This is a genomic window from Promicromonospora citrea (assembly GCF_013004695.1).
Lineage (GTDB): Bacteria > Actinomycetota > Actinomycetes > Actinomycetales > Cellulomonadaceae > Promicromonospora > Promicromonospora citrea.
On the sequence record NZ_JABEMG010000008.1, the window covers coordinates 45,212 to 69,268 of the forward strand.

Sequence of the window (24,057 nt, forward strand, 5' to 3'; positions counted from 1 at the left end):
CCTGCCAGAGCGCCTGTCCTGCCCCGCACGGGTCACCCCGTGCGCGGGCGGGGCAGGCGCTCTGCTTCGCGAGATTCCAAGGGTTTCCGGGTGCACCTCACACCCGATTCGTTTTGACCCCCCGGAATCGCGCAGGTAGCCTAGGAGTCTGTGCCCGCGCCGTCGGGTCGCACCTCCTGAAGAGCCGCTGCGAGGCGGCGTCGGAAGCGACCGATGTGAGTGCGTGGGCACCCCGGCTGAAAACGTCGCGGGGCACGTCGTGCCCTGGTGGCGGAGCCGGGCCATCGAGCCGGTGGTAAGTGGCGTAGCAGTCCCCGCGGGGGCTGTGGGTGCCGCATGCGATCGGCACGCACAAGCCAGAACCATCGACGGGGACGCCGGCAGGGCGTCGCCGAAGCTCGAGAAGACGACGGAGACGTAGTGCCTACGATCCAGCAGCTCGTCCGCAAGGGGCGGACCTCGAAGGCCGGGAAGTCGAAGACCCCGGCTCTCAAGGGCTCCCCCCAGCGGCGCGGCGTGTGCACCCGCGTGTACACCACCACCCCCAAGAAGCCGAACTCGGCCCTGCGCAAGGTCGCCCGTGTGAAGCTCTCCTCGCAGGTCGAGGTCACCGCGTACATCCCCGGTGTCGGCCACAACCTCCAGGAGCACTCGATCGTGCTCGTGCGCGGGGGCCGTGTGAAGGACCTTCCCGGTGTCCGGTACAAGATCGTCCGCGGTGCGCTCGACACGCAGGGCGTGAAGGGCCGCAAGCAGGCCCGGTCCCGTTACGGCGCCAAGAAGGAGAAGAGCTGATGCCCCGCAAGGGTCCGGCCCCGAAGCGGCCGCTCATCGTCGACCCGGTCTACGGGTCCCCTGTCGTCACGCAGCTGATCAACAAGGTCCTGCTCGACGGCAAGAAGTCGACCGCCGAGGCGATCGTCTACGGCGCCCTCGAGGGCGTCCGTGCCAAGACCGACGGTGACCCGGTCGTCGTGCTGAAGCGCGCGCTGGACAACGTCCGTCCCGCGCTCGAGGTGCGTTCGCGCCGCGTCGGTGGTGCCACGTACCAGGTGCCGGTCGACGTGCGTCCCGCCCGTGCCACGACGCTCGCGCTCCGCTGGCTCACCGACTTCTCCCGCGCCCGCCGCGAGAAGACGATGACCGAGCGCCTCATGAACGAGATCCTCGACGCGTCGAACGGTCTCGGTGCCGCGGTCAAGCGCCGCGAGGACATGCACAAGATGGCCGACTCCAACAAGGCCTTCGCGCACTACCGCTGGTAGTAGCTTCCGAGCGGCCCCGGGTACCCCCCGGGGCCGTCGGTGGATGCCTCACCGCCGGCTTCCCACCCACCTTCAGACCAAGGGGTAAGACACCGTGGCACTCGACGTGCTGACCGACCTGAACAAGGTCCGCAACATCGGCATCATGGCCCACATCGATGCCGGCAAGACCACGACGACCGAGCGCATCCTGTTCTACACGGGTGTGAACTACAAGATCGGTGAGACGCACGACGGTGCGTCGACGATGGACTGGATGGAGCAGGAGCAGGAGCGCGGCATCACGATCACGTCCGCCGCGACGACCTGCTACTGGAAGAACAACCAGATCAACATCATCGACACGCCGGGTCACGTCGACTTCACGGTCGAGGTGGAGCGCTCGCTCCGCGTGCTCGACGGTGCCGTTGCCGTGTTCGACGGCAAGGAGGGCGTCGAGCCCCAGTCGGAGACGGTGTGGCGCCAGGCGGACAAGTACAACGTCCCGCGCATCTGCTTCGTCAACAAGATGGACAAGCTCGGCGCGGACTTCTACTTCACCGTCGACACCATCATCAACCGCCTCAAGGCGAAGCCGCTCGTCATCCAGCTCCCGATCGGCGCTGAGAACGACTTCGAGGGCGTCGTCGACCTGGTCGAGATGAAGGCGCTCACGTGGCGCGGCGACACCAAGATGGGCGAGGAGTACGAGGTCGAGGAGATCCCGGCCGACCTCCAGGAGCGTGCCGAGGAGTACCGCTCGCAGCTCGTCGAGGCCGTCGCCGAGACGGACGAGGAGCTGCTCGAGAAGTACCTCGGTGGCGAGGAGCTGACGGTCGCCGAGATCAAGGCCGGCATCCGCAAGCTCGTCATCAGCTCCGAGGCCTTCCCGGTGCTGTGCGGCTCGGCGTTCAAGAACAAGGGCGTGCAGCCCATGCTCGACGCCGTCATCGACTACCTGCCGTCCCCGCTCGACGTGCCCGCCATCGAGGGTCACGACGCCAAGGACGAGGAGAAGAAGATCGAGCGCCACGCGTCCGCGGACGAGCCGTTCTCGGCTCTCGCGTTCAAGGTCGCGGCGCACCCGTTCTTCGGCAAGCTGACCTACGTCCGCGTGTACTCGGGCAAGGTGCAGCAGGGCGCGCAGGTCCAGAACTCGACCAAGGGCAAGAAGGAGCGCATCGGGAAGCTCTTCCAGATGCACTCCAACAAGGAGAACCCGGTCGAGGAGGCCCAGGCGGGCCACATCTACGCGTTCATCGGGCTGAAGGACGTCACCACCGGTGACACCCTGAGCGACCCGGCGAACCCGGTCATCCTCGAGTCGATGACCTTCCCTGAGCCGGTCATCGACGTGGCCATCGAGCCGAAGACGAAGGCCGACCAGGAGAAGCTGTCGACCGCGATCCAGAAGCTCGCCGAGGAGGACCCGACCTTCCGCGTGCGCCTGGACGAGGAGACCGGCCAGACCGTCATCGGCGGTATGGGTGAGCTCCACCTCGACGTCCTCGTCGACCGTATGCGTCGCGAGTTCAAGGTCGAGGCGAACGTCGGCAAGCCGCAGGTCGCGTACCGCGAGACGATCCGCCGCACGGCGGAGAAGATCGAGTACACGCACAAGAAGCAGACCGGTGGTTCCGGCCAGTTCGCCAAGGTCCAGGTGACCTTCGCGCCGCTGGAGACGACGGAGGGCGAGCTCTACGAGTTCGAGAACGCCGTCACCGGTGGTCGCATCCCCCGCGAGTACATCCCGTCGGTGGACGCCGGTATCCAGGCGGCCATGCAGCAGGGTGTGCTGGCCGGCTTCCCGGTGGTCGGCGTCAAGGCGACGCTGATCGACGGCGCCTACCACGACGTCGACTCCTCGGAGATGGCGTTCAAGATCGCCGGTTCGATGGTCTTCAAGGAAGGCGTCAAGCGCGCCGACCCGGTCCTGCTCGAGCCGGTCATGGCCGTCGAGGTGCGTACGCCCGAGGAGTACATGGGCGACGTGATCGGCGACATCAACTCCCGACGTGGCATGATCCAGTCCATGGAGGACGCGACCGGTGTCAAGGTCGTTCGCGCCCAGGTGCCGCTGAGCGAGATGTTCGGCTACATCGGTGACCTGCGGTCGAAGACCCAGGGTCGCGCGGTGTACTCGATGCAGTTCGACAGCTACGCCGAGGTTCCCAAGGCGGTTGCCGAAGAGATCATCAAGAAGACCCGGGGCGAGTGAGTCCCCACAGGTCGACCCGCACAACCAACCTGTAGGAAAAACCGCAACGCCCCGCAGTTGTAGGCTTCTTGGCCGAGCATCTGCAACGTTCGGAACATCTACCCAAGTCCCAGGAGGACCCCAGTGGCTAAGGCCAAGTTCGAGCGGACCAAGCCGCACGTCAACATCGGCACGATCGGTCACGTCGACCACGGCAAGACGACGCTGACCGCGGCGATCTCGAAGACGCTTGCGGACAAGTACCCGGACCTGCCGGCGAACACGCAGCGCAACTTCGACGAGATCGACGCCGCGCCGGAGGAGAAGCAGCGCGGCATCACGATCAACATCGCGCACATCGAGTACGAGACGCCGAAGCGTCACTACGCGCACGTTGACGCCCCGGGTCACGCCGACTACATCAAGAACATGATCACCGGTGCCGCCCAGATGGACGGCGCGATCCTGGTGGTCGCCGCGACGGACGGCCCGATGGCCCAGACGCGTGAGCACGTGCTGCTCGCCCGCCAGGTCGGCGTGCCCTACCTGCTCGTGGCGCTCAACAAGGCCGACATGGTCGACGACGAGGAGATCCTCGAGCTCGTCGAGATGGAGGTCCGCGAGCTGCTGTCGTCGCAGGAGTTCGACGGCGACAACGCGCCGGTCGTGCGCGTCTCGGGCCTCAAGGCGCTCGAGGGCGACCCGGAGTGGGTCGAGAAGGTCGTCGAGCTGATGGACGCCGTGGACGAGAACGTCCCGGAGCCGCAGCGCGACCTCGACAAGCCGTTCCTCATGCCGATCGAGGACGTCTTCACGATCACCGGTCGTGGCACCGTCGTCACCGGTAAGGTCGAGCGTGGCGCGCTGGACATCAACTCCGACGTCGAGATCGTCGGTATCCGCGAGCCGCAGAAGACCACGGTCACCGGTATCGAGACGTTCCACAAGCAGATGGACCAGGCTCAGGCCGGCGACAACACCGGTCTGCTCCTGCGCGGCATCAAGCGCGAGGACGTCGAGCGCGGCCAGGTCGTCGTGAAGCCGGGTTCGATCACCCCGCACACGAACTTCGAGGCTCAGGTCTACATCCTGGGCAAGGACGAGGGTGGCCGTCACAACCCGTTCTACTCGAACTACCGCCCGCAGTTCTACTTCCGTACCACGGACGTCACCGGCGTCATCACGCTGCCCGAGGGCACCGAGATGGTCATGCCCGGCGACAACACCGAGATGACGGTCGAGCTGATCCAGCCGATCGCCATGGAGGAGGGCCTCGGCTTCGCCATCCGCGAGGGTGGCCGCACGGTCGGTTCCGGCCGTGTCACCAAGATCATCAAGTGATCCTGGAGCACGGGCTCATCTGACGGAAGTCAGCTGACACGAGGGGGCCCGGGCGCTTCGGCGTCCGGGCCCCTTCGCGTACGTAGCGGGTGTCACACGCCCTCCGTTTGGCCGATGCCAGGACGTGTGGCAAGATTGCATAGTTGCCTGTCACAGGCGCGCTCTTTCAAGTGTCGAACAGTGTGCAGAACCGCAGTCCGCGATCCGGTCCGTCCGGGTCGGTCGAGACTGGAGCGGTCACCCTCCCGGGGAGAGATCCGGGAACGGGGTCGCGGGATTTGTCGCCTGCTTCGATCTGTACTGGGCGCCCCGCGGAGCACACGCTCTCCGGTCTCACCGGAGGCACTGTTCCGAGCAGGCTCGGCAAACGTCGTGGTCGGCCCCGGTTCACACCAGGGCAGATCACTTCCCAACGGCCCCGGCACCAGGAATGGTGCTCTGCGCCCGGCTGTGCCGCGTCAAGCGACACGCCCGAGCGCGTGGGTCGGTCAGTAGCGGTTCGAGAGAGAGAGTCAGACGACGCCATGGCGGGACAGAAGATCCGCATCCGGCTCAAGTCCTACGACCACGAGGTCATCGACAGCTCGGCGCGCAAGATCGTCGACACGGTGACTCGCGCTGGTGCGACGGTCGTGGGTCCGGTGCCGCTGCCGACGGAGAAGAACGTCTTCGTCGTGATCCGGTCGCCTCACAAGTACAAGGACAGCCGCGAGCACTTCGAGATGCGCACGCACAAGCGGCTCATCGACATCATCGATCCCACGCCGAAGGCCGTCGACTCGCTCATGCGGCTCGACCTGCCGGCGGACGTGAACATCGAGATCAAGCTCTGAGGCTGGAGGACATCATGACCAACCAGCAGAAGAACGTGACCGCGGTGCTCGGCACCAAGCTCGGCATGACGCAGCTCTGGGACGAGGCGGGTCGCCTCGTGCCGGTGACCGTCGTCTCCGTGGGCACGAACGTGGTGACGCAGATCCGCACCGCGGACGCCGACGGCTACTCGGCCGTGCAGCTCGCGGCCGGTCAGGTCGACCCGCGCAAGGTCACCAAGCCGCTCAAGGGCCACTTCGAGAAGGCCGGCGTGACGCCGCGCCGCCACGTGGCCGAGATCCGCACCGAGAACGCCTCCGAGTTCACGCTCGGCCAGGAGATCACCGCCGACGTGTTCGAGGCCGGTGCCAAGGTCGACGTGGTCGGTACCACCAAGGGCAAGGGCACCGCCGGTGTCATGAAGCGTCACGGCTTCGCCGGCGTGGGTGCCTCGCACGGTGCGCACCGTAACCACCGCAAGCCCGGCTCGATCGGTGGCGCGTCGACGCCGTCGCGAGTCTTCAAGGGCCTGCGGATGGCTGGTCGGATGGGTAACGCCCGTCAGACCACCCAGAACCTGACCGTTCACGCGGTCGACGCAGAGAAGGGTCTGCTGCTCGTCAAGGGCGCGGTTCCCGGCCCCAAGGGTGGCGTCGTCCTCGTGCGTAACGCCGCGAAGGGAGCGTGACGCAGCCATGACCACGCAGACCGCTCTGTCCGTGGACGTCGTCGACGCCCAGGGCAAGAAGTCCGGCACGGCCGAGCTCCCCGCTGAGGTGTTCGACGTCGCCGTCAACGTCCCGCTGATCCACCAGGTGGTCGTGGCGCAGCGCGCCGCCGCCCGCCAGGGGACGCACGCCACCAAGACCCGCGGCGACGTCCGCGGTGGTGGCAAGAAGCCGTACAAGCAGAAGGGCACCGGTCGCGCCCGCCAGGGTTCGACGCGCGCCCCGCAGTTCGCCGGCGGTGGCACCGTCCACGGCCCGCAGCCGCGCAAGTACGACCAGCGCACCCCGAAGAAGATGAAGGCCGCCGCCCTGCGTGGCGCTCTCTCGGACCGCGCTCGTGCCGGCCGCGTGCACGTCGTGACGGGCTTCGGCCTGGACGGCTCGCCGTCGACCAAGACCGCGCTGGCCACGATCGCGAAGCTGACCTCGCGCGAGCACGTGCTCGTCGTGACGCAGCGTGACGACGAGATCACCATCAAGTCGCTGCGCAACGTCCCCGAGGTGCACCTCCTGGTCGCCGACCAGCTGAACACCTACGACGTGCTCGTCTCCGACGACGTCGTCTTCACCGAGGGTGCCCTCGCCGACTTCCTCGCGGGCCCCGCCAAGGGTGCGAAGGCCGTCGCGACGGAGTCCGAGGCCGAGACCGCTGAGGAGACCGCAAAGTGAGCGTCACCGTGAAGGACCCGCGCGACATCCTGATCGCGCCGGTCGTCTCCGAGAAGAGCTACAACCTGCTCGACGAGGGCAAGTACACCTTCATCGTCGACCCGAGCTCGAACAAGACCGAGATCAAGATCGCGATCGAGAAGGTCTTCGGCGTCAAGGTCGCCTCGGTGAACACGATCAACCGCAAGGGCAAGACGCGCCGCACGCGCTTCGGCCTCGGCAAGCGCAAGGACACCAAGCGTGCGATCGTCACCCTCCGCGAGGGCACGATCGACATCTTCGGCGGGCCGGTCGGCTGAGCCGGACGAGAGCAGATTGAGGACAGGTTTCCATGGGAATCCGTAAGTACAAGCCGACGACGCCCGGCCGCCGCGGCTCCAGCGTCGCCGACTTCGTCGAGGTCACGCGCTCGCAGCCGGAGAAGTCTCTGATCCGCCCGCTGAGCAAGACCGGTGGTCGTAACAACACCGGTCGGATCACGACGCGTCACAAGGGCGGCGGGCACAAGCGTGCCTACCGCGTCATCGACTTCCGTCGCCACGACAAGGACGGCGTGCCCGCGAAGGTCGCTCACATCGAGTACGACCCCAACCGCACGGCCCGCATCGCGCTCCTGCACTACGCGGACGGCGAGAAGCGCTACATCATCGCGCCGAACAAGCTGTCGCAGGGCGACCGTGTCGAGGCCGGAGCCGGCGCCGACATCAAGCCCGGCAACAACCTGCCGCTGCGCAACATCCCGACCGGTACGGTCATCCACGCCATCGAGCTGCGGCCCGGTGGCGGCGCGAAGATCGCCCGCTCGGCCGGTGCGTCGGTGCAGCTCGTCGCGAAGGACGGCCCGTACGCGCAGCTGCGCATGCCGTCCGGCGAGATCCGCAACGTCGACCTGCGCTGCCGCGCGACGGTCGGCGAGGTCGGCAACGCCGAGCAGTCGAACATCAACTGGGGCAAGGCCGGCCGCATGCGCTGGAAGGGCAAGCGCCCGACCGTCCGCGGTGTCGCCATGAACCCGGTCGACCACCCGCACGGTGGTGGTGAGGGCAAGACGTCCGGTGGTCGTCACCCGGTGAGCCCCTGGGGCCAGCCGGAGGGTCGTACCCGCCGTCCGAACAAGTCGAGCGACCGGCTGATCGTCCGTCGCCGTCGTACCGGCAAGAAGCGCTGATAGGAGCCTGAAACATGCCTCGTAGCCTGAAGAAGGGCCCCTTCGTCGACGACCACCTCCAGAAGAAGGTGGACGCGCAGAACGAGAAGGGGACCAAGAACGTCATCAAGACCTGGTCCCGTCGGTCGGTCGTCACGCCCGACTTCCTCGGTCACACCTTTGCCGTGCACGACGGTCGCAAGCACGTCCCGGTCTTCGTGACCGAGGCGATGGTCGGCCACAAGCTCGGCGAGTTCGCTCCCACGCGGACCTTCCGCGGCCACGTGAAGGACGACAGGAAGGGTCGTCGCCGCTGAGGCGTGGGGATTCCCCGCCCAAGCGAGCGATGACTCGGACTGTCTGAGAAAAGGAAGCAGGACAGCAATGGAAGCCAAGGCGCAGGCGCGGTTCGTCCGTGTCACGCCCCAGAAGGCCCGGCGCGTCGTGGACCTCATCCGTGGCAAGCAGGCCTCTGAGGCCGTCGCGGTGCTGAAGTTCGCACCGCAGGCCGCCAGCGAGCCGATCCGGAAGGTCGTGGAGAGCGCGATCGCCAACGCCCGGGTGAAGGCCGACCGCGCGAGCGAGCGCTTCGACGAGGGCGACCTGGTCGTCTCCGCCGCGTTCGTGGACGAGGGCCCGACCCTCAAGCGGTTCCGCCCGCGGGCTCAGGGACGTGCGACGCGCATCCTCAAGCGCACGAGCCACATCACCGTGGTGCTCGCCGACAAGCAGACCGTCAAGGAAGGGGCCCGATAGTGGGACAGAAGGTTCACCCGCACGGGTACCGCCTCGGTATCACCACCGACCACCGGTCGCGCTGGTTCGCCGACAGCACCAAGCCCGGTCAGCGGTACCGCGACTACGTCCGCGAGGACGTGCAGATCCGCAAGCTCATGGGCACCGGCCTCGAGCGGGCCGGCATCTCCAAGGTCGAGATCGAGCGCACGCGTGACCGCGTCCGCGTGGACATCCACACGGCGCGTCCGGGCATCGTGATCGGCCGCCGGGGTGCCGAGGCCGACCGCATCCGCGGCGAGCTCGAGAAGCTCACGGGCAAGCAGGTCCAGCTCAACATCCTCGAGGTCAAGAACGCGGAGATCGACGCGCAGCTCGTTGCTCAGGGCATCGCCGAGCAGCTGGCCAGCCGCGTCTCGTTCCGTCGTGCGATGCGCAAGGGCATGCAGTCCGCCCAGCGCGCCGGCGCGAAGGGCATCCGCGTGCAGGTCTCGGGCCGCCTCGGCGGCGCCGAGATGAGCCGCTCGGAGTTCTACCGCGAGGGCCGCGTGCCCCTGCACACGCTCCGTGCGTACATCGACTTCGGCTTCTACGAGGCCCGCACCACCTTCGGCCGCATCGGCGTGAAGGTGTGGATCTACAAGGGCGAGGTCACCGAGAAGGAGTTCGCCGCTCAGCAGGCCACCGCCGCGCCCCGTCAGGGCCGTGGTCGCGGTGAGCGTGGTGGCGACCGTCGCGGCGGCCGTCGCAACGAGCGTCCGGCCGAGCGCAGCGCCGAGCCCGCCGCCCCCGCGGCGGAGGCTGCTGCCGCTCCGGCCGCAGAGACCGGAACGGAGGCCTGACCATGCTGATCCCGCGCAGGGTCAAGCACCGCAAGCAGCACCACCCGTCGCGCTCCGGCGCCGCCAAGGGTGGTACCCAGATCGCGTTCGGCGACTTCGGCATCCAGGCTCTGGAGCCGGCGTACGTCACCAACCGCCAGATCGAGGCGGCGCGTATCGCGATGACTCGCCACATCAAGCGTGGCGGCAAGGTGTGGATCAACATCTACCCGGACCGTCCGCTGACCAAGAAGCCTGCCGAGACCCGCATGGGTTCCGGTAAGGGTTCGCCGGAGTGGTGGGTCGCCAACGTCAAGCCCGGCCGCGTCGTCTTCGAGCTGGCCGGTGTCGACGAGTCCCTTGCTCGTGAGGCCATGCGCCGCGCGATGCACAAGCTCCCGATGAAGTGCCGTTTCGTGGTGCGCGAGGGTGGTGTCTGATGGCTATCGGTACGCAGGGGCTGGCCCCCATCGATCTGGATGGCATGGACGACGAGACTCTCGTCGCCAAGCTGAAGGAAGCCAAGGAGGAGCTCTTCAACCTCCGTTTCCAGTCGGCGACCGGCCAGCTCGAGAGCCACGGCCGGCTCAAGGCCGTGCGTCGCGACATCGCCCGGATCTACACGATCCTGCGTGAGCGCGAGCTCGGCATCCGTACGGCTCCGAGCGTGAGTGAGTGAGGCAATGAGCGAGAACACGACTGCTGAGGCCACCGAGGCCCAGCGCACGACGCGCAAGGTGCGCCGTGGCTACGTGGTCAGCGACAAGATGGACAAGACCATCGTGGTCGAGGTCGAGGACCGGGTGAAGCACCCGCTCTACGGCAAGGTCATCCGTCGCACCAACAAGGTCAAGGCGCACGACGAGCAGAACACTGCCGGCATCGGCGACCTGGTCGTCATCATGGAGACCCGCCCGCTGTCCGCGACCAAGCGGTGGCGCCTGGTGGAGATCGCCGAGAAGGCCAAGTAAGACTGCTTATCCCGCCGGGGGCGGTGCGTGACACACGTACGCGTGACGCCCCCGGCACAGCAACTATCCGTTCGACAAGGCTCGCCGGAACCAGTCCGCGCGAGAACCGGTTCGACGTCAGGAGTTCACTCACATGATCCAGCAGGAGTCGCGACTCCGGGTCGCCGACAACACGGGTGCCAAGGAGATTCTCTGCATCCGCGTGCTCGGTGGTTCGGGCCGTCGCTACGCCGGTATCGGCGACACCATCGTCGCCACCGTCAAGGACGCGATCCCGGGCGGCAACGTGAAGAAGGGCGACGTGGTCAAGGCCGTCGTCGTCCGGACCGCCAAGGAGCGCCGTCGTCCGGACGGTTCCTACATCAAGTTCGACGAGAACGCCGCCGTGATCCTGAAGAACGACGGCGAGCCTCGCGGCACCCGTATCTTCGGCCCGGTCGGCCGTGAGCTGCGCGACAAGCGGTTCATGAAGATCATCTCGCTGGCGCCGGAGGTGCTCTGACCATGGCGAAGATCAAGAAGGGCGACCAGGTCATCGTGATCTCGGGTCGCGACAAGGGCAAGACCGGCCGCGTGCTGGAGGTCCTCAAGGACTCCGACCGCGTCGTGGTCGAGGGCGTGCAGCGCGTCACGAAGCACACCAAGGTGGGCCAGTCGCAGCGCGGCACCCGCACCGGTGGCATCGAGACGGTCGAGGCGCCGATCCACGTGAGCAACGTGATGATCGTCGACCCGGAGACCAAGAAGGGCACCCGCGTCGGGTACCGCCTCGAGCAGGTGGAGCGGGACGGTCGTACCAAGACCGTCCGGATCCGCGTCGCGAAGCGCTCCGGGAAGGACATCTGATGACCGAGACGACCATCGAGGCCCCGGCCCAGCCGCGCCTCAAGCAGAAGTACCGCGAGGAGATCCTCCCGGCGCTGATCGAGGAGTTCGGCCACAAGAACCTGCACCAGGCCGGCGGTCTCACCAAGATCGTCGTGAACATGGGTGTCGGTGACGCGGCCAAGGACTCGAAGCTCATCGAGGGCGCGATCCGCGACCTCTCGGCGATCACCGGTCAGAAGCCGCAGGTCACCAAGGCCCGCAAGTCCATCGCGCAGTTCAAGCTGCGCGAGGGCATGCCGATCGGTGCGCACGTCACGCTGCGCGGCGACCGCATGTGGGAGTTCCTCGACCGCCTGCTGTCGATCGCTCTGCCGCGCATCCGCGACTTCCGCGGCCTGTCGCCCAAGCAGTTCGACGGCCACGGCAACTACACCTTCGGCCTCACGGAGCAGTCGATGTTCCACGAGATCGACCAGGACAAGATCGACCGGGTCCGCGGTATGGACATCACGGTCGTGACGACGGCGACGACCGACGACGAGGGCCGCTCCCTGCTGCGCCGTCTCGGCTTCCCCTTCAAGGAGAACTGACATGGCGAAGAAGGCCCTGATCAACAAGGCGGCCGCCAAGCCGAAGTTCGCGGTCCGCGCCTACACCCGGTGCCAGAAGTGCGGTCGCCCGCACTCCGTCTACCGCAAGTTCGGCCTGTGCCGCATCTGCGTGCGGGAGATGGCCCACCGCGGCGAGCTTCCCGGCGTCACCAAGAGCAGCTGGTAACACAACTACGCCGTAGGTCCGGGCGGCCGACAGGCCGTCCGGATACCCCGGTGAGGAAGGGCTAGAGCCCGATATGACTATGACCGACCCGATCGCAGACATGCTGACCCGTCTGCGGAACGCGAACTCGGCGCACCACGACACGGTCTCCATGCCGTCGTCGAAGCTGAAGACGCACATCGCTGACATCCTGCAGGCCGAGGGCTACATCGCCGGCTGGTCCGTGGAGGACGCCCAGGTGGGCAAGACCCTCACGATCCAGCTCAAGTACGGCCAGAACCGTGAGCGCGCCCTGGCGGGCGTGCGCCGCGTGTCGAAGCCCGGCCTGCGCGTCTACCGCAAGTCCACCGAGCTGCCCAAGGTTCTCGGCGGCCTCGGCGTGGCGATCCTGTCCACGTCCTCCGGCCTCCTGACCGACCGGCAGGCACAGGCCAAGGGCGTGGGCGGCGAAGTCCTCGCCTACGTCTGGTAATCCGGAAAGGAGAAGAAGCCAATGTCTCGAATCGGCAAGCTCCCCGTTCCGGTCCCGGCCGGCGTGGACGTCACCATCAGCGGCGCACTCGTGACCGTGAAGGGCCCCAAGGGCTCTCTCGAGCACACCGTGCCCGCTCCCATCAACGTCGCCCAGGAGGACGCCCAGCTCGTGGTGTCCCGTCCGGACGACGAGCGCACCTCGCGCGCGCTGCACGGCCTGACCCGCACCCTGATCGCGAACATGATCACGGGTGTGACCGAGGGCTACGAGAAGAAGCTCGAGATCGTCGGTACCGGTTACCGCGTCGTGGCGAAGGGCTCGACCCTCGAGTTCGCGCTCGGCTTCAGCCACCCCGTGGTCGTCGAGGCGCCCTCCGGCGTCACCTTCGCCGTCGAGAGCCCCACCAAGTTCTCGGTGTCGGGCATCGACAAGCAGCAGGTCGGCGAGGTCGCGGCGAACATCCGCAAGATCCGCAAGCCCGAGCCGTACAAGGGCAAGGGTGTGCGCTACGCCGGCGAGAACGTCCGCCGCAAGGTCGGAAAGGCTGGTAAGTGATGGCTATCAAGATCCTGGGCAAGGGCAAGGCCGTCGCTCGTCAGCGTCGTCACCTGCGCCTGCGCAAGAAGATCACCGGCACCGCCGTCCGTCCGCGTCTGGTCGTCACGCGTTCCTCGCGCCACATGGTGGCGCAGATCGTGGACGACACCGTGGGCAAGACCGTCGCCTCCGCGTCGACCCTCGAGGCCGACCTGCGTGCGTTCGACGGCGACAAGACGGCCAAGGCCCGCAAGGTCGGCGAGCTCGTCGCCGAGCGTGCCAAGGCTGTCGGCGTCGACACCGTCGTGTTCGACCGCGGCGGCAACAAGTACCACGGTCGTGTCGCTGCAGTGGCCGACGGCGCCCGCGAGGGTGGTCTGGCCCTGTGATGACCTACGCACGGAAGAAGAGGACTCTCTGATGGCTGCAGGGCAGCGCAGCGGCGCCCCCCAGGGTGCCGCCACCGAGAACAAGGACCGCAACGACCGCCGTGGTGGCGGCCGTCGGGACGACCGCCGCGGCGGGCGCGAGGAGAAGAGCGCCTTCCTCGAGAAGGTCGTGACCATCAACCGCGTCGCCAAGGTCGTCAAGGGTGGCCGCCGCTTCAGCTTCACCGCGCTCGTCGTGGTGGGCGACGGTGACGGCACCGTCGGCGTCGGCTACGGCAAGGCCAAGGAGGTGCCCGCGGCGATCGCCAAGGGTGTCGAGGAGGCGAAGAAGAACTTCTTCCGCGTCCCTCGCATCCAGGGCACCATCCCGCACCCCATCCAGGGTGAGGCCGCCGCCGGTGTCGTGTTCCTGCGTCCGGCGTCGCCGGGTACCGGTGTGATCGCCGGTGGTCCGGTGCGCGCCGTGCTGGAGTGCGCGGGCATCCACGACGTGCTGAGCAAGTCGCTCGGCTCGTCGAACGCGATCAACATCGTGCACGCCACGGTCGCGGCCCTGCAGGGCCTCGAGGAGCCGGCCGCTGTGGCCGCTCGTCGTGGGCTCCCGCTGGAGGACGTGGCCCCGGCCGCGCTCCTGCGCGCCCAGGCCGCCGGTCGTGCCGAGTCGGCAGCGAAGGCTGGTGCGTGATGGCTCGTCTGAAGGTGACCCAGACCAAGTCCGCCATCGGCGGCAAGCAGAACCAGCGTGACACGCTGCGGACGCTCGGCCTCAAGCGGATCGGCGACACCGCCGTGAAGGAGGACCGCGCGGAGATCCGTGGCATGGTCAAGACGGTGGCGCACCTCGTCACCGTCGAGGAGGTCGAGTGATCATGGCGGAGAACAAGCCGCTGAAGGTCCACCACCTCCGTCCGGCCCCCGGCGCCAAGACCGCGAAGACCCGTGTGGGTCGCGGTGAGGCCTCGAAGGGTAAGACGGCGGGTCGTGGAACCAAGGGTACGAAGGCTCGTTACCAGGTTCCCGCCGGCTTCGAGGGTGGGCAGATGCCTCTGCACATGCGCCTCCCGAAGCTCCGCGGGTTCAAGAACCCCTTCCGTACCGAGTACCAGGTCGTGAACCTGGACAAGCTGTCCGCGCTGTTCCCCGAGGGTGGCACCGTCACCGTCGAGGACCTGGTCGCGAAGGGTGCGGTCCGCAAGGGCCAGCCCGTGAAGGTGCTCGGCAACGGCGAGATCGACGTCAAGCTCGAGATCGCCGTGGACCGCGTCTCGGCGTCCGCCAAGGAGAAGATCCTGGCGGCCGGCGGCACGGTCTCGGAGGCCTGAGAGAGCTGACAGGGCCGGCGGCGCGTGAGCGCGGCCGGCCCTGTGTGCTCTCTTGAGTATTTCCCGGAGCGAACGTGGTCCCCCGGACCGCGTGAGCAACGTAGAATCCGACACGGTCTGGCTGCACCGTTGTGGTCTGGCCCACGTCGACACATCTCGCCGGTGCCTTGCCGGCGACACGAGATCCCGCAACGGCGGGCCAGGAGGATAGGGTGCTCAGCGCTTTCGGCCGGGCTTTCCGGACGCCAGACCTGCGGCGCAAGCTGCTGTTCACGATCGCCATCATGGCGGTCTTCCGGCTCGGGTCGTTCATCCCGACCCCCGGTGTGGACTACACGAACGTGCAGCAATGCATCGCCGCCGCAGGTGACAACACCCTGCTCGGCCTGATCAACGTCTTCAGCGGCGGCGCGCTGCTGCAGCTGTCGGTCTTCGCGCTCGGGATCATGCCGTACATCACGGCCAGCATCATCGTGCAGCTGCTCCGCGTGGTGATCCCGCGCTTCGAGGCGCTGCACAAGGAGGGCCAGTCCGGCCAGGCCAAGCTGACCCAGTACACGCGCTACCTGACGATCGGCCTCGCGATCCTGCAGTCGACGACCGTCATCACGACGGCGCGCCAGGGCCTGCTCTTCCAGGGGTGCGACCTCGACGTCATCGCCAGCGACAGCGTGCTCACGTCGCTCCTCATGGTCATCACCATGACGGCGGGTACCGGCCTGGTCATGTGGCTCGGCGAGCTCATCACCGAGCGCGGCGTCGGCAACGGCATGTCGCTGCTCATCTTCACGTCGATCGCCGCGAGCTTCCCGACGTCGCTCTGGTCGATCGCCGGTGGTGCGAACGGCGCCCTGAACTTCACCATCATGGTGCTGGTGATCGTCCTCGTCGTCGGCCTCGTGGTCTTCGTCGAGCAGTCGCAGCGCCGCATCCCGGTGCAGTACGCGAAGCGCATGGTGGGCCGCCGCATGTACGGCGGCACGAGCACCTACATCCCGATCAAGATCAACATGTCCGGCGTGATCCCCGTGATCTTCGCGGCGTCGATCCTCGCCATCCCCGGCCTGATCGCCCAGTTCGGCGACCAGCAGGCGGAGTGGGTCGTCTGGATCTCGAACAACCTGGTCCAGCAGTCGTCGCCGCTGTACATCGCGATCTACACGCTGATGATCATCTTCTTCTGCTTCTTCTACACGTCGATCACGTTCAACCCGGACGAGGTCGCGGACAACATGAAGAAGTACGGCGGCTTCATCCCCGGCATCCGGGCCGGCCGCCCCACGGCGGAGTACCTCGACTTCGTGATCACCCGCATCACGTCCGCCGGTTCCCTGTACCTCGCGCTGATCGCGCTGATCCCGACGCTGGTGCTCGTCTTCCTCGGCGTCACCACCAACCTGCCCTTCGGCGGCAGCTCGATCCTCATCGTGGTCGGCGTCGGGCTGGAGACGGTCAAGCAGATCGACTCCCAGCTGCAGCAGCGCCACTACGAAGGATTCCTCCGTTGAGCCAGACTCCCACCACCACCTCTCGCCGCGAGCTGCACGCTCGTCCGGACCAGGAGGGCCAGGTCACGCGCCTGGTCATCATGGGTCCGCAGGGTGCGGGCAAGGGTACGCAGGCCGCACGCCTCGCCGAGGTCTTCGGGATCGTCCCGATCTCGACGGGCGACATCTTCCGCGCGAACATCGCGGGGAAGACGGAGCTCGGCCAGACCGCGCAGGAGTACACGAACAAAGGCGAGCTCGTCCCCGACGAGGTCACGAACGCGATGGTCCGCGACCGTCTCGGCCAGCCCGACGTCAAGGACGGCTTCATCCTCGACGGGTACCCGCGCAACGCGGCCCAGGTGACGGAGCTCGACCAGATCCTCGCCGACCTCGGCTGGGAGCTGGACGGCGTCATCGAGCTGACGGCTGACCGCGACGAGCTGCTGGCCCGGATCGCCAAGCGCGCCGAGCAGGAGGGCCGCGAGGACGACACCGAGGAGGCCATCGCGCGCCGGCTCGACATCTACGCGGAGCAGACCGCTCCGCTGACGTCGGCGTACGCCGAGCGCAACCTCCTGGTGCAGGTGGACGGCCTCGGCGAGATCGCCGACGTCACCGAGCGCATCGTCAGCTCGCTCGCCACGCAGCTGGGCTGAGGCGTGGTCTTCGGGCGGGAGCGGATCGAGTACAAGACGTCGGACCAGGTGCGCCTCATGCGGCGCGCCGGCCTGGTCGTCGCCGACACGCTGGCGGCGGTCCGCGCGGCGGCCCGGCCGGGCCTGACGACCGCGGAGCTGGACGCCGTCGCGGCCCGCTCGATCGAGGAGGCGGGCGCGAGCCCGTCGTTCCTCGGCTACCACGGGTTCCCCGGGGTGATCTGCACCTCGGTGAACGAGGAGGTCATCCACGGCATCCCCGGTGACAGGGTGCTCGCGGCCGGCGACCTCGTCTCGATCGACTGCGGTGCGATCGTCGAGGGCTGGCACGGCGACTCGGCCGTCTCCTTCGTCCTCGGCGCCGACGGCGCGCTCGACCACAAGCTGCCCGACGACGAGCTCGCCGCCGCGGGGGCCGACCTCGCGGACGTCGCCCTCGTCCGGGCCACCGAGGCCGGGATGTGGGCAGGCATCGCCGCCCTGGCCTCCGCGAAGCGGCTCAACGCCGTGGGTGAGGCCGTCGAGGCCGCCGTCGAGATGGCGGGCGAGTTCGTCGGCACGGAGTACGGCATCGTCGAGGAGTACGTCGGCCACGGCATCGGCAGCGCCATGCACCAGCCGCCGGACGTGCACAACTACAAGACGTCGGGGGCCGGCCCGCGGTTGCGGCCGGGGATGTGCCTGGCGGTCGAGCCGATGATCACGCGTGGCGGTGCCGAGACGCGCGTCCTCGAGGACGACTGGACGGTCGTGACGACCGACGGCTCGCGCGCGGCGCACTGGGAGCACTCGACCGCGATCACGGAGGACGGGATCGTCGTCCTGACGGCTGTCGACGGGGGAGCGGAGCGCCTCGACGTCTTCGGAGTGCAGCCGGTCGATCTCGGCTGATCTCGCCGTGGGTCTATTGCACCCGCAGTCAGTTGGCTACGATCGGCCGGGTGACCGACGACGTGCACACCTGGACCCGCAGCACACCCGACCGAGCGCCCGAGGCGCGGGTGCCGTGGCCTGCGCGCGTGCCGGCCGCGGTCGGGGCGGGGCTGCGGAGCGCCGGGCGCTGGTTCGCCGCCTGGGTGCGTCGCCTGGTGGCCAACCCGTTCCTCTGGGTGGGTCTCGTGCTCGGGTTCGGCACGTCGCTCCTGGTGTGGGAGTCGGTGCTGCTGCTGGGCGTCGTGCTCTGGGCGGTCGGCGCCTGGGTCTGGTCCCGCCGCCGCACCCCGGTGCTGGTCGCGCTCGGCGTCGGCCTCGTCATCGGGTGGCTGCCGATGCTGTTCTTCTTCGTCACGAGCCTGCCGCACACGATGATCGGTCCGCCCGGCGTCGAGTACGACCTGTGAGGGGGGCCTCGCCGGCGTGCGGCGTGGCGAGGCTCACCGGCCGGAAGGACCTGTGGCGCGCGCCTGCGCTTTGAATGCTTGAGGAAGTGACGTAGTCTAGATCGCTGGGTGTAGTCCGTTCAACGCCTCCAGCTCCACCAGGGTGCTCAGAGCGCCTGCCGGTCCCCGCGACAGCGGGGCGCAGGCCGGGTTCCCGAGGCAGGCGGCACGCGGACGCACACGACATCCACACCCGATGTGTCGGTCGCGCAGGTCACTGCGACGCCGTGGGCGTGGAAGCAGTCACGACGAGAGTTAGCGGAGGATATGGCAAAGAAGGACGGTGTCATCGAGATCGAGGGCAGCGTGGTCGAGGCTCTGCCGAACGCGATGTTCCGCGTGGAGCTGTCGAACGGTCACAAGGTTCTCGCGCACATCTCGGGCAAGATGCGCCAGCACTACATCCGGATCCTTCCCGAGGACCGTGTGGTCGTGGAGCTCAGCCCGTACGACCTGTCCCGCGGCCGGATCGTCTACCGCTACAAGTAGTCAGTCCCCGATCCGGGGCTATGTCACTGCGGCCTGGCCGGAGGTGACGTCGCCGCACGATCGACCACCCACGACACTGCCGCGTGCGCACCCGGGAGACCGGGACGGGCGCGGTGGAGGAAATCCGATGAAGGTCAAGCCGAGCGTCAAGAAGATCTGCGACAAGTGCAAGGTGATCCGCCGGCACGGTCGCGTCATGGTGATCTGCGACAACCTGCGCCACAAGCAGCGCCAGGGCTGATCACCCTCCGGGCACCTGCCCGGGCCGGTGGCTGAGGCCACCACCAGCGCACCACCTCGAACCGCCCCGCCTCGTGCGGGACGGGGAACCCTCGGTCGGAGGCCGGGGCCCGTGAGAACACGGGATGGCGGTGCGGCAGACCTCCGACGAGCAGTACAGGAGCCGGAAGGCACATGGCACGTCTTATCGGCGTCGACCTCCCCCGCGACAAGCGGCTCGAGGTGGCGCTCACGTACATCTTCGGTGTGGGTCGTACCCGCGCGAAGGAGACCCTTGCCGCGACGGGCATCAGCCCCGACCTCCGCGTGAAGGACCTCGGCGACGCCGAGCTCGTCGCGCTCCGCGACTACCTCGAGGGCAACTACAAGCTCGAGGGTGACCTCCGTCGTGAGGTCGCGGCCGACATCCGCCGCAAGGTCGAGATCGGCACCTACCAGGGCCTGCGTCACCGCCGCGGCCTGCCGGTGCGCGGTCAGCGCACCAAGACCAACGCGCGTACCCGCAAGGGTCCCAAGCGCACCGTGGCCGGCAAGAAGAAGGCCCGCTGACAGCAGTCCGTGGAGCGGTCGCTCACTGAGCTAGACCGCCCCGGTCCGATCAGACCAGGAGATTACAGAACAGATGCCTCCCAAGACTCGTGCCGCCGCCGGGCGCAAGCCGCGCCGCAAGGACAAGAAGAACGTCCCGCTCGGCCAGGCGCACATCAAGTCCACCTTCAACAACACGATCATCTCGATCACCGACCCGTCCGGTGCCGTGGTGTCGTGGGCCTCGGCCGGCCACGTCGGCTTCAAGGGCTCCCGCAAGTCCACCCCGTACGCCGCGCAGATGGCCGCCGAGTCGGCTGCCCGCCGCGCGCAGGAGCACGGCGTCAAGAAGGTCGACGTCTTCGTCAAGGGCCCGGGTTCCGGTCGTGAGACCGCCATCCGCTCGCTCCAGGCGACCGGCCTCGAGGTCGGCTCCATCCAGGACGTGACGCCCCAGGCGCACAACGGCTGCCGTCCGCCGAAGCGCCGCCGCGTCTGACACCCGTTGCGCCCGCACCCGGACCGCGACTTCCGCTCACCGCCCGCGGTGAGCACCCTTGCCCGGGCCGGGCAGACCTAGACCCGCCCTGGGCTGCGAGAGATCGCATGCCGTGATGCGTCATATAGCGGACGCACACTGAAAGGACACCCACAGTGCTCATCGCACAGCGCCCCACGCTGACCGAAGAGGTCATCTCGGAGAGCCGTTCCCGCTTCTCCATCGAGCCGCTCGAGCCGGGCTTCGGCTACACGCTCGGCAACTCGATGCGTCGCACCCTGCTGTCGTCCATCCCGGGCGCGGCCGTCACGTCCATCCGTATCGACGGTGTGCTGCACGAGTTCAGCACCGTCCCGGGCGTGAAGGAAGACGTCACCGAGATCATCCTCAACATCAAGAACCTCGTGGTCTCCTCGGAGAACGACGAGCCCGTCGTGATGTACCTGCGCAAGCAGGGCGCCGGCGCCGTGACCGCCGCGGACATCGTCCCGCCGGCGGGGGTCGAGGTGCACAACCCCGACCTGCACATCGCCACCCTCAACGACAAGGGCAAGCTCGAGATCGAGCTGACCGTCGAGCGGGGCCGTGGGTACGTGTCCGCCGCGCAGAACAAGCAGTTCGACGCGGAGATCGGCCGCATCCCGGTCGACTCGATCTACTCGCCGGTCCTCAAGGTCACGTACAAGGTCGAGGCCACCCGAGTCGAGCAGCGCACCGACTTCGACAAGCTCGTCGTCGACGTCGAGACCAAGCAGGCGATCACGCCTCGCGACGCGCTCGCCTCGGCCGGCAAGACCCTGGTCGAGCTGTTCGGCCTGGCACGTGAGCTGAACGTCGAGGCCGAGGGCATCGAGATCGGCCCGTCGCCGACGGACACCGCGCTCGCCGCGGACCTGGCGCTGCCGATCGAGGAGCTCAACCTCACCATCCGTTCGTACAACTGCCTCAAGCGCGAGGGCATCCACCAGGTGGGCGAGCTCGTGGCCCGCAGCGAGGCGGACCTGCTCGACATCCGCAACTTCGGTGCCAAGTCGATCACCGAGGTCAAGGAGAAGCTGGCCGAGCTCGGCCTGAGCCTCAAGGACTCGCCGCTGGACTTCGACCCGGCCGGCTCGTCCTACTTCGAGGCCGGCGACTCGGCTGCCTACAGCGGCGACGAGCAGTCGTACTGACGTCCCGCGGCCGGCCCCCGGGCCGGCCGCGCGGAACCACATCCAAGGAGACAAGCAATGCCTACCCCTACCAAGGGCGCGCGGCTCGGCGGTAGCCCGGCTCACGAGCGTCTGATCCTGGCGAACCTGTCGACGTCGCTCTTCGAGCACGGCCGCATCACGACCACCGAGACCAAGGCCAAGCGCCTGCGTCCGCTGGCCGAGCGCCTGATCACGTTCGCGAAGAAGGGCGACCTCTCCGCCCGCCGCCGCGTGCTCACGGTCGTGCGCGACAAGGGCGTGGTGCACACGCTCTTCACCGAGATCGCCCCGGCCATGGCCGAGCGCAACGGTGGCTACACGCGCATCACCAAGATCGGCACCCGCAAGGGCGACAACGCGCCGATGGCGGTCATCGAGCTCATCACCGAGCCCGTGAGCCCGAAGCAGGCCGTCGTCAAGGAGGCCACCAAGGCCACCGAGAAGGCCGCCCCCGCCGAGGACGCCAAGGTCGAGGACGCCCCGGTCGACGAGACCCCCGCCGAGGACGTCACCGACGCCCCGGCCGAGGACGCCGCCACCGAGGAGACCGCTGAGGAGACCACCGAGGAGAAGAAGGAGGCCTGAGCCTCCTGACCTCTCGCGGGTCCCTGCACGACGCCGGGCCGCACCTTCCGTACGGAGGGTGCGGCCCGGCGTCGTCGTGCGTCGACGGGGCGGGTCCGGGCGCGGGCACCCGCCCGGGTGGCCGGAGCGGTGCCCGCCCGGTCAGGACGGCGGGAGGTCCCAGGCCCGGGCGCCGCCCACCAGGGCCGCCGAGTTGGGCACGATGACCACGTCGTCGCCCAGGCGGGCCAGCGCCGACGGTGTGATGCGCCGCGAGTTCCCGCCACCGATGTAGAGCCGGTCCCAGTGGAACACCGGCCGCAGGCCGTCGACGACGGTGACGACGCGCCGCGACCACAGCCCGTCCCCGAGCCTGCGCCGTTCGGGCTCCCCGATGTACTGGTCGTAGGTGAGGCTGCGCCGGACCGGGGCGTGCGACCACTCGAGGTGCGGCGCGACTCGGCCGCCGTGGAACATCGCGGTGCCGAGGCCGGTGCCGAGGGTGATCACCAGCTCGAGCCCCGATGCCGCGACCACGCCGGCGCCGTGCACCTCGGCGTCGTTGAGCACGAGCGCCGGCAGGTCCAGCCGGCGAGCGACGGCCGCCTGCATGTCGAAGTTGTGCCAGGCGTCCGCCAGGGACGGCAGCACCCGCGACCGCGGCCCCGACCGGGTGATGTAGTGCGGCGTGTGCACGACGACGCCGCTGCGGATCATGCCGGGCATGCCGACGGTGACGCGGTCGGCGGTCGGCAGGTCGGCGGCGATCTTCGCGATCGTGTCGACGAGGAGCTCGGGGGGAAGGGGGTACGGCGTCGGCACGCGCACGGGCTGCGCGTGCGCGGTGCCGGACGTGTCGAGCACGGCCGCCTTGATCCCGCCGCCGCCGCAGTCCACGGCCAGCGTGAGGGTGTCTGCCATGAGGTCACTGTACGGACCGCCCCCGCCGCATCGGGGAGGATGGGCACGTGAACGACATCGTCAGGGTGCGCCTCGATCTCGCCTACGACGGCACGAAGTTCGCGGGCTGGGCCCGTCAGCCGGACCTGCGGACCGTGCAGGGCACGCTCGAGGCAGGGCTCGCGCAGGTGCTGCGGACCGAGCAGCGGGGGCTGCCCGCGCCACGGCTGACCGTCGCGGGCCGGACGGACGCCGGTGTGCACGCGCGGGGCCAGGTGGCGCACGTCGACGTCGACCCGGAGGGATGGGCGGCGCTGCCCGGCCGGTCCGACCGGACACCCGGTGACGCGCTCGTGACGCGGCTGGCGGGCGTGCTGGCGGCCGACGTCGTCGTGCGGCGCGCGGCTCCGGCGCCCGAGGGCTTCGACGCGCGGTTCTCCGCGCTGCGCCGCCGCTACACCTACCGGATCGCCGACGACCCCGGGCTGCGTGACCCGCTGCGGCGCACGCACGTGCTGTGGAACCGGAAGCCGCTCGACGCCGCGGCGATGGACGCGGCGGTGCGGCCGCTGGTGGGCCTGCGCGACTTCGCCGCCTACTGCAAGCCGCGTCCCGGGGCGACGACGATCCGGGAGCTGCAGCACATCGCGTGGGAGCGCCCGGCCGACGGGCCCGACGCGGGCCTGGTCGTGGCGCACGTGGTCGCGGACGCGTTCTGCCACAACATGGTGCGCGCCCTGGTCGGCGCGTCGATCGCGGTCGGGGAGGGCCGGCGTCCCGTGGGCTGGCCCGCCGAGCTGCTGGCGAGCCGGCGCAGGGACGCGGGCGCCGCCGTCGTACCGCCGCAGGGGCTGTGCCTGGAGGAGATCACCTTCCCGCCCGACGCCGAGCTCGCGGCGCGCGCCGAGGCGGTGCGGGCACGGCGGATGGACGAGGAGGTGTGGGACGACCAGCCGGCCGGGTCCGCGCCCGCCCGGCCGGCCGACGGGGTCTAGACCCAATGCCGGGAAGTTAGGGCGTTGAGGTTGGTGTCAAGATCTCGCGGTCGGTCGTGAGAGTTACCTGTATCGGGTAGGTCTTGTGGTCGATCGCGGGGCCGCGGGCGTTGTACTTGCTGATCGCGCG

The 24,057-nt window shown here is 68.5% G+C and carries 37 protein-coding genes; 36 read left to right on the forward strand and 1 reads right to left on the reverse strand.

The genetic code is table 11. From position 1 onward, the window contains the following. The first annotated feature begins 420 nt into the window (after nt 1–420). From rpsL to rplQ, 35 genes are all read left to right on the forward strand, one after another. Complete coding sequence (gene rpsL, locus HLB15_RS03245) at nt 421–795, forward strand: 30S ribosomal protein S12 (protein ID WP_020016109.1); 375 nt, start codon at nt 421–423, stop codon at nt 793–795. Next, nucleotides 795–1,265: a 30S ribosomal protein S7 gene (gene rpsG / locus HLB15_RS03250; protein WP_119139920.1), complete on the forward strand. Its 471-nt coding sequence runs from the start codon at nt 795–797 to the stop codon at nt 1,263–1,265. The genes rpsL and rpsG overlap by 1 nt, the downstream gene beginning before the upstream one ends. Nucleotides 1,266–1,359: 94 nt before the next feature. Beyond that, on the forward strand, nt 1,360–3,462 hold the full coding sequence (fusA, locus tag HLB15_RS03255) for an elongation factor G (RefSeq protein ID WP_171103640.1): 2,103 nt from the start codon (nt 1,360–1,362) through the stop codon (nt 3,460–3,462). Nucleotides 3,463–3,585: 123 nt separating this feature from the next. Beyond that, nucleotides 3,586–4,782: an elongation factor Tu gene (tuf, locus tag HLB15_RS03260; protein WP_171103642.1), complete on the forward strand. Its 1,197-nt coding sequence runs from the start codon at nt 3,586–3,588 to the stop codon at nt 4,780–4,782. A gap of 524 nt (nt 4,783–5,306) precedes the next feature. After that, nucleotides 5,307–5,615: a 30S ribosomal protein S10 gene (gene rpsJ, locus HLB15_RS03265; RefSeq protein ID WP_019146773.1), complete on the forward strand. Its 309-nt coding sequence runs from the start codon at nt 5,307–5,309 to the stop codon at nt 5,613–5,615. A gap of 14 nt (nt 5,616–5,629) precedes the next feature. After that, nucleotides 5,630–6,283 (forward strand): 50S ribosomal protein L3, encoded by a 654-nt coding sequence (gene rplC, locus HLB15_RS03270; RefSeq protein ID WP_171103644.1) that lies wholly within the window; start codon nt 5,630–5,632, stop codon nt 6,281–6,283. Between the two features lie 7 nt (nt 6,284–6,290). After that, nucleotides 6,291–6,992 carry a 50S ribosomal protein L4 gene (gene rplD / locus HLB15_RS03275; protein ID WP_171103647.1) on the forward strand — a complete coding sequence of 234 codons (702 nt, stop codon included), beginning with the start codon at nt 6,291–6,293 and terminating at the stop codon, nt 6,990–6,992. Beyond that, nucleotides 6,989–7,291: a 50S ribosomal protein L23 gene (gene rplW, locus HLB15_RS03280; protein ID WP_171103649.1), complete on the forward strand. Its 303-nt coding sequence runs from the start codon at nt 6,989–6,991 to the stop codon at nt 7,289–7,291. Before rplD ends, rplW begins: the two co-directional genes overlap by 4 nt. A 32-nt stretch (nt 7,292–7,323) precedes the next feature. Next, complete coding sequence (rplB, locus tag HLB15_RS03285; protein WP_171103651.1) at nt 7,324–8,160, forward strand: 50S ribosomal protein L2; 837 nt, start codon at nt 7,324–7,326, stop codon at nt 8,158–8,160. 14 nt (nt 8,161–8,174) lie between these two features. Then, entirely contained in the window at nt 8,175–8,456 is a 282-nt protein-coding gene (gene rpsS / locus HLB15_RS03290) for a 30S ribosomal protein S19 (protein WP_171103653.1), read from the forward strand. Between the two features lie 67 nt (nt 8,457–8,523). After that, nucleotides 8,524–8,895: a 50S ribosomal protein L22 gene (gene rplV, locus HLB15_RS03295; RefSeq protein ID WP_119139904.1), complete on the forward strand. Its 372-nt coding sequence runs from the start codon at nt 8,524–8,526 to the stop codon at nt 8,893–8,895. Beyond that, nucleotides 8,895–9,716: a 30S ribosomal protein S3 gene (gene rpsC, locus HLB15_RS03300; protein ID WP_171103655.1), complete on the forward strand. Its 822-nt coding sequence runs from the start codon at nt 8,895–8,897 to the stop codon at nt 9,714–9,716. The genes rplV and rpsC overlap by 1 nt, the downstream gene beginning before the upstream one ends. A 2-nt stretch (nt 9,717–9,718) precedes the next feature. Continuing rightward, a complete protein-coding gene (rplP, locus tag HLB15_RS03305) occupies nt 9,719–10,135 on the forward strand; it encodes a 50S ribosomal protein L16 (RefSeq protein ID WP_119139900.1) in 417 nt (138 codons plus the stop codon). Next, nucleotides 10,135–10,374 (forward strand): 50S ribosomal protein L29, encoded by a 240-nt coding sequence (gene rpmC / locus HLB15_RS03310; protein WP_116673593.1) that lies wholly within the window; start codon nt 10,135–10,137, stop codon nt 10,372–10,374. The genes rplP and rpmC overlap by 1 nt, the downstream gene beginning before the upstream one ends. 4 nt (nt 10,375–10,378) lie before the next feature. Next, nucleotides 10,379–10,666, forward strand: coding sequence for a 30S ribosomal protein S17 (gene rpsQ, locus HLB15_RS03315; protein WP_171103657.1), 288 nt, complete (start codon nt 10,379–10,381; stop codon nt 10,664–10,666). A gap of 133 nt (nt 10,667–10,799) precedes the next feature. Next, nucleotides 10,800–11,168 (forward strand): 50S ribosomal protein L14, encoded by a 369-nt coding sequence (rplN, locus tag HLB15_RS03320; RefSeq protein WP_013837848.1) that lies wholly within the window; start codon nt 10,800–10,802, stop codon nt 11,166–11,168. Nucleotides 11,169–11,170: 2 nt separating this feature from the next. Next, nucleotides 11,171–11,512, forward strand: a complete 342-nt coding sequence (gene rplX, locus HLB15_RS03325; protein WP_119139896.1) for a 50S ribosomal protein L24 — start codon at nt 11,171–11,173, stop codon at nt 11,510–11,512. Further along, nucleotides 11,512–12,084, forward strand: a complete 573-nt coding sequence (gene rplE, locus HLB15_RS03330; protein ID WP_171103659.1) for a 50S ribosomal protein L5 — start codon at nt 11,512–11,514, stop codon at nt 12,082–12,084. Before rplX ends, rplE begins: the two co-directional genes overlap by 1 nt. 1 nt (nt 12,085) lies before the next feature. Next, complete coding sequence (locus HLB15_RS03335) at nt 12,086–12,271, forward strand: type Z 30S ribosomal protein S14 (RefSeq protein WP_021480434.1); 186 nt, start codon at nt 12,086–12,088, stop codon at nt 12,269–12,271. Nucleotides 12,272–12,344: 73 nt separating this feature from the next. Continuing rightward, nucleotides 12,345–12,743: a 30S ribosomal protein S8 gene (gene rpsH, locus HLB15_RS03340; protein ID WP_171103662.1), complete on the forward strand. Its 399-nt coding sequence runs from the start codon at nt 12,345–12,347 to the stop codon at nt 12,741–12,743. A 21-nt stretch (nt 12,744–12,764) separates the two neighbouring features. Continuing rightward, complete coding sequence (rplF, locus tag HLB15_RS03345; protein ID WP_171103664.1) at nt 12,765–13,301, forward strand: 50S ribosomal protein L6; 537 nt, start codon at nt 12,765–12,767, stop codon at nt 13,299–13,301. Further along, nucleotides 13,301–13,672: a 50S ribosomal protein L18 gene (gene rplR, locus HLB15_RS03350; RefSeq protein WP_171103666.1), complete on the forward strand. Its 372-nt coding sequence runs from the start codon at nt 13,301–13,303 to the stop codon at nt 13,670–13,672. The genes rplF and rplR overlap by 1 nt, the downstream gene beginning before the upstream one ends. 31 nt (nt 13,673–13,703) lie before the next feature. After that, nucleotides 13,704–14,357, forward strand: a complete 654-nt coding sequence (gene rpsE, locus HLB15_RS03355; RefSeq protein ID WP_171103668.1) for a 30S ribosomal protein S5 — start codon at nt 13,704–13,706, stop codon at nt 14,355–14,357. Beyond that, on the forward strand, nt 14,357–14,539 hold the full coding sequence (gene rpmD / locus HLB15_RS03360; protein ID WP_171103670.1) for a 50S ribosomal protein L30: 183 nt from the start codon (nt 14,357–14,359) through the stop codon (nt 14,537–14,539). Before rpsE ends, rpmD begins: the two co-directional genes overlap by 1 nt. Nucleotides 14,540–14,541: 2 nt before the next feature. Beyond that, entirely contained in the window at nt 14,542–14,994 is a 453-nt protein-coding gene (gene rplO, locus HLB15_RS03365; protein ID WP_171103672.1) for a 50S ribosomal protein L15, read from the forward strand. 212 nt (nt 14,995–15,206) lie between these two features. Next, nucleotides 15,207–16,502: a preprotein translocase subunit SecY gene (gene secY / locus HLB15_RS03370; RefSeq protein WP_171103674.1), complete on the forward strand. Its 1,296-nt coding sequence runs from the start codon at nt 15,207–15,209 to the stop codon at nt 16,500–16,502. Between the two features lie 80 nt (nt 16,503–16,582). Then, a complete protein-coding gene (locus tag HLB15_RS03375) occupies nt 16,583–17,140 on the forward strand; it encodes an adenylate kinase (protein ID WP_171103698.1) in 558 nt (185 codons plus the stop codon). A gap of 3 nt (nt 17,141–17,143) precedes the next feature. Then, entirely contained in the window at nt 17,144–18,031 is an 888-nt protein-coding gene (map, locus tag HLB15_RS03380; protein WP_171103676.1) for a type I methionyl aminopeptidase, read from the forward strand. Between the two features lie 50 nt (nt 18,032–18,081). Beyond that, the gene (locus tag HLB15_RS03385; RefSeq protein WP_171103678.1) at nt 18,082–18,480 is read left to right on the forward strand and encodes a hypothetical protein; all 399 of its coding nucleotides are present in this window, start codon (nt 18,082–18,084) and stop codon (nt 18,478–18,480) included. Nucleotides 18,481–18,786: 306 nt separating this feature from the next. Next, a complete protein-coding gene (gene infA, locus HLB15_RS03390) occupies nt 18,787–19,008 on the forward strand; it encodes a translation initiation factor IF-1 (RefSeq protein WP_029290613.1) in 222 nt (73 codons plus the stop codon). 127 nt (nt 19,009–19,135) lie between these two features. Beyond that, entirely contained in the window at nt 19,136–19,249 is a 114-nt protein-coding gene (gene rpmJ / locus HLB15_RS03395; protein WP_003956441.1) for a 50S ribosomal protein L36, read from the forward strand. Nucleotides 19,250–19,422: 173 nt separating this feature from the next. Then, nucleotides 19,423–19,797: a 30S ribosomal protein S13 gene (rpsM, locus tag HLB15_RS03400; protein WP_171103680.1), complete on the forward strand. Its 375-nt coding sequence runs from the start codon at nt 19,423–19,425 to the stop codon at nt 19,795–19,797. 73 nt (nt 19,798–19,870) lie between these two features. After that, on the forward strand, nt 19,871–20,275 hold the full coding sequence (gene rpsK, locus HLB15_RS03405) for a 30S ribosomal protein S11 (RefSeq protein ID WP_020016139.1): 405 nt from the start codon (nt 19,871–19,873) through the stop codon (nt 20,273–20,275). A gap of 155 nt (nt 20,276–20,430) precedes the next feature. After that, on the forward strand, nt 20,431–21,447 hold the full coding sequence (locus HLB15_RS03410) for a DNA-directed RNA polymerase subunit alpha (RefSeq protein WP_171103682.1): 1,017 nt from the start codon (nt 20,431–20,433) through the stop codon (nt 21,445–21,447). Nucleotides 21,448–21,504: 57 nt separating this feature from the next. Then, complete coding sequence (gene rplQ, locus HLB15_RS03415; protein ID WP_171103684.1) at nt 21,505–22,053, forward strand: 50S ribosomal protein L17; 549 nt, start codon at nt 21,505–21,507, stop codon at nt 22,051–22,053. A gap of 141 nt (nt 22,054–22,194) precedes the next feature. On the opposite strand, the gene HLB15_RS03420 is transcribed toward rplQ, so the two are convergent. Continuing rightward, entirely contained in the window at nt 22,195–22,953 is a 759-nt protein-coding gene (locus HLB15_RS03420; RefSeq protein ID WP_171103686.1) for an ROK family protein, read from the reverse strand. 47 nt (nt 22,954–23,000) lie between these two features. Here HLB15_RS03420 and truA point away from each other — a divergent pair, with 47 nt between their 5' ends. Further along, entirely contained in the window at nt 23,001–23,927 is a 927-nt protein-coding gene (gene truA / locus HLB15_RS03425; RefSeq protein ID WP_171103688.1) for a tRNA pseudouridine(38-40) synthase TruA, read from the forward strand. Nucleotides 23,928–24,057: the final 130 nt, after the last annotated feature.

What these genes read in the sequence shown, in the direction of transcription:
- rpsG (WP_119139920.1), top strand. Translation starts at nt 795, where the DNA reads ATGCCCCGCAAGGGTCCGGCCCCGAAGCGGCCGCTCATCGTCGACCCG.
- rpsJ (WP_019146773.1), top strand. Translation starts at nt 5,307, where the DNA reads ATGGCGGGACAGAAGATCCGCATCCGGCTCAAGTCCTACGACCACGAG.
- rplC (WP_171103644.1), top strand. Translation starts at nt 5,630, where the DNA reads ATGACCAACCAGCAGAAGAACGTGACCGCGGTGCTCGGCACCAAGCTC.
- rplD (WP_171103647.1), top strand. Translation starts at nt 6,291, where the DNA reads ATGACCACGCAGACCGCTCTGTCCGTGGACGTCGTCGACGCCCAGGGC.
- rplB (WP_171103651.1), top strand. Translation starts at nt 7,324, where the DNA reads ATGGGAATCCGTAAGTACAAGCCGACGACGCCCGGCCGCCGCGGCTCC.
- rpsS (WP_171103653.1), top strand. Translation starts at nt 8,175, where the DNA reads ATGCCTCGTAGCCTGAAGAAGGGCCCCTTCGTCGACGACCACCTCCAG.
- rplV (WP_119139904.1), top strand. Translation starts at nt 8,524, where the DNA reads ATGGAAGCCAAGGCGCAGGCGCGGTTCGTCCGTGTCACGCCCCAGAAG.
- rplP (WP_119139900.1), top strand. Translation starts at nt 9,719, where the DNA reads ATGCTGATCCCGCGCAGGGTCAAGCACCGCAAGCAGCACCACCCGTCG.
- rpmC (WP_116673593.1), top strand. Translation starts at nt 10,135, where the DNA reads ATGGCTATCGGTACGCAGGGGCTGGCCCCCATCGATCTGGATGGCATG.
- rpsQ (WP_171103657.1), top strand. Translation starts at nt 10,379, where the DNA reads ATGAGCGAGAACACGACTGCTGAGGCCACCGAGGCCCAGCGCACGACG.
- rplN (WP_013837848.1), top strand. Translation starts at nt 10,800, where the DNA reads ATGATCCAGCAGGAGTCGCGACTCCGGGTCGCCGACAACACGGGTGCC.
- rplX (WP_119139896.1), top strand. Translation starts at nt 11,171, where the DNA reads ATGGCGAAGATCAAGAAGGGCGACCAGGTCATCGTGATCTCGGGTCGC.
- rplE (WP_171103659.1), top strand. Translation starts at nt 11,512, where the DNA reads ATGACCGAGACGACCATCGAGGCCCCGGCCCAGCCGCGCCTCAAGCAG.
- HLB15_RS03335 (WP_021480434.1), top strand. Translation starts at nt 12,086, where the DNA reads ATGGCGAAGAAGGCCCTGATCAACAAGGCGGCCGCCAAGCCGAAGTTC.
- rpsH (WP_171103662.1), top strand. Translation starts at nt 12,345, where the DNA reads ATGACTATGACCGACCCGATCGCAGACATGCTGACCCGTCTGCGGAAC.
- rplF (WP_171103664.1), top strand. Translation starts at nt 12,765, where the DNA reads ATGTCTCGAATCGGCAAGCTCCCCGTTCCGGTCCCGGCCGGCGTGGAC.
- rplR (WP_171103666.1), top strand. Translation starts at nt 13,301, where the DNA reads ATGGCTATCAAGATCCTGGGCAAGGGCAAGGCCGTCGCTCGTCAGCGT.
- rpsE (WP_171103668.1), top strand. Translation starts at nt 13,704, where the DNA reads ATGGCTGCAGGGCAGCGCAGCGGCGCCCCCCAGGGTGCCGCCACCGAG.
- rpmD (WP_171103670.1), top strand. Translation starts at nt 14,357, where the DNA reads ATGGCTCGTCTGAAGGTGACCCAGACCAAGTCCGCCATCGGCGGCAAG.
- rplO (WP_171103672.1), top strand. Translation starts at nt 14,542, where the DNA reads ATGGCGGAGAACAAGCCGCTGAAGGTCCACCACCTCCGTCCGGCCCCC.
- HLB15_RS03375 (WP_171103698.1), top strand. Translation starts at nt 16,583, where the DNA reads ATGGGTCCGCAGGGTGCGGGCAAGGGTACGCAGGCCGCACGCCTCGCC.
- infA (WP_029290613.1), top strand. Translation starts at nt 18,787, where the DNA reads ATGGCAAAGAAGGACGGTGTCATCGAGATCGAGGGCAGCGTGGTCGAG.
- rpmJ (WP_003956441.1), top strand. Translation starts at nt 19,136, where the DNA reads ATGAAGGTCAAGCCGAGCGTCAAGAAGATCTGCGACAAGTGCAAGGTG.
- rpsM (WP_171103680.1), top strand. Translation starts at nt 19,423, where the DNA reads ATGGCACGTCTTATCGGCGTCGACCTCCCCCGCGACAAGCGGCTCGAG.
- rpsK (WP_020016139.1), top strand. Translation starts at nt 19,871, where the DNA reads ATGCCTCCCAAGACTCGTGCCGCCGCCGGGCGCAAGCCGCGCCGCAAG.
- rplQ (WP_171103684.1), top strand. Translation starts at nt 21,505, where the DNA reads ATGCCTACCCCTACCAAGGGCGCGCGGCTCGGCGGTAGCCCGGCTCAC.
- HLB15_RS03420 (WP_171103686.1), bottom strand. Translation starts at nt 22,953, where the DNA reads ATGGCAGACACCCTCACGCTGGCCGTGGACTGCGGCGGCGGCGGGATC.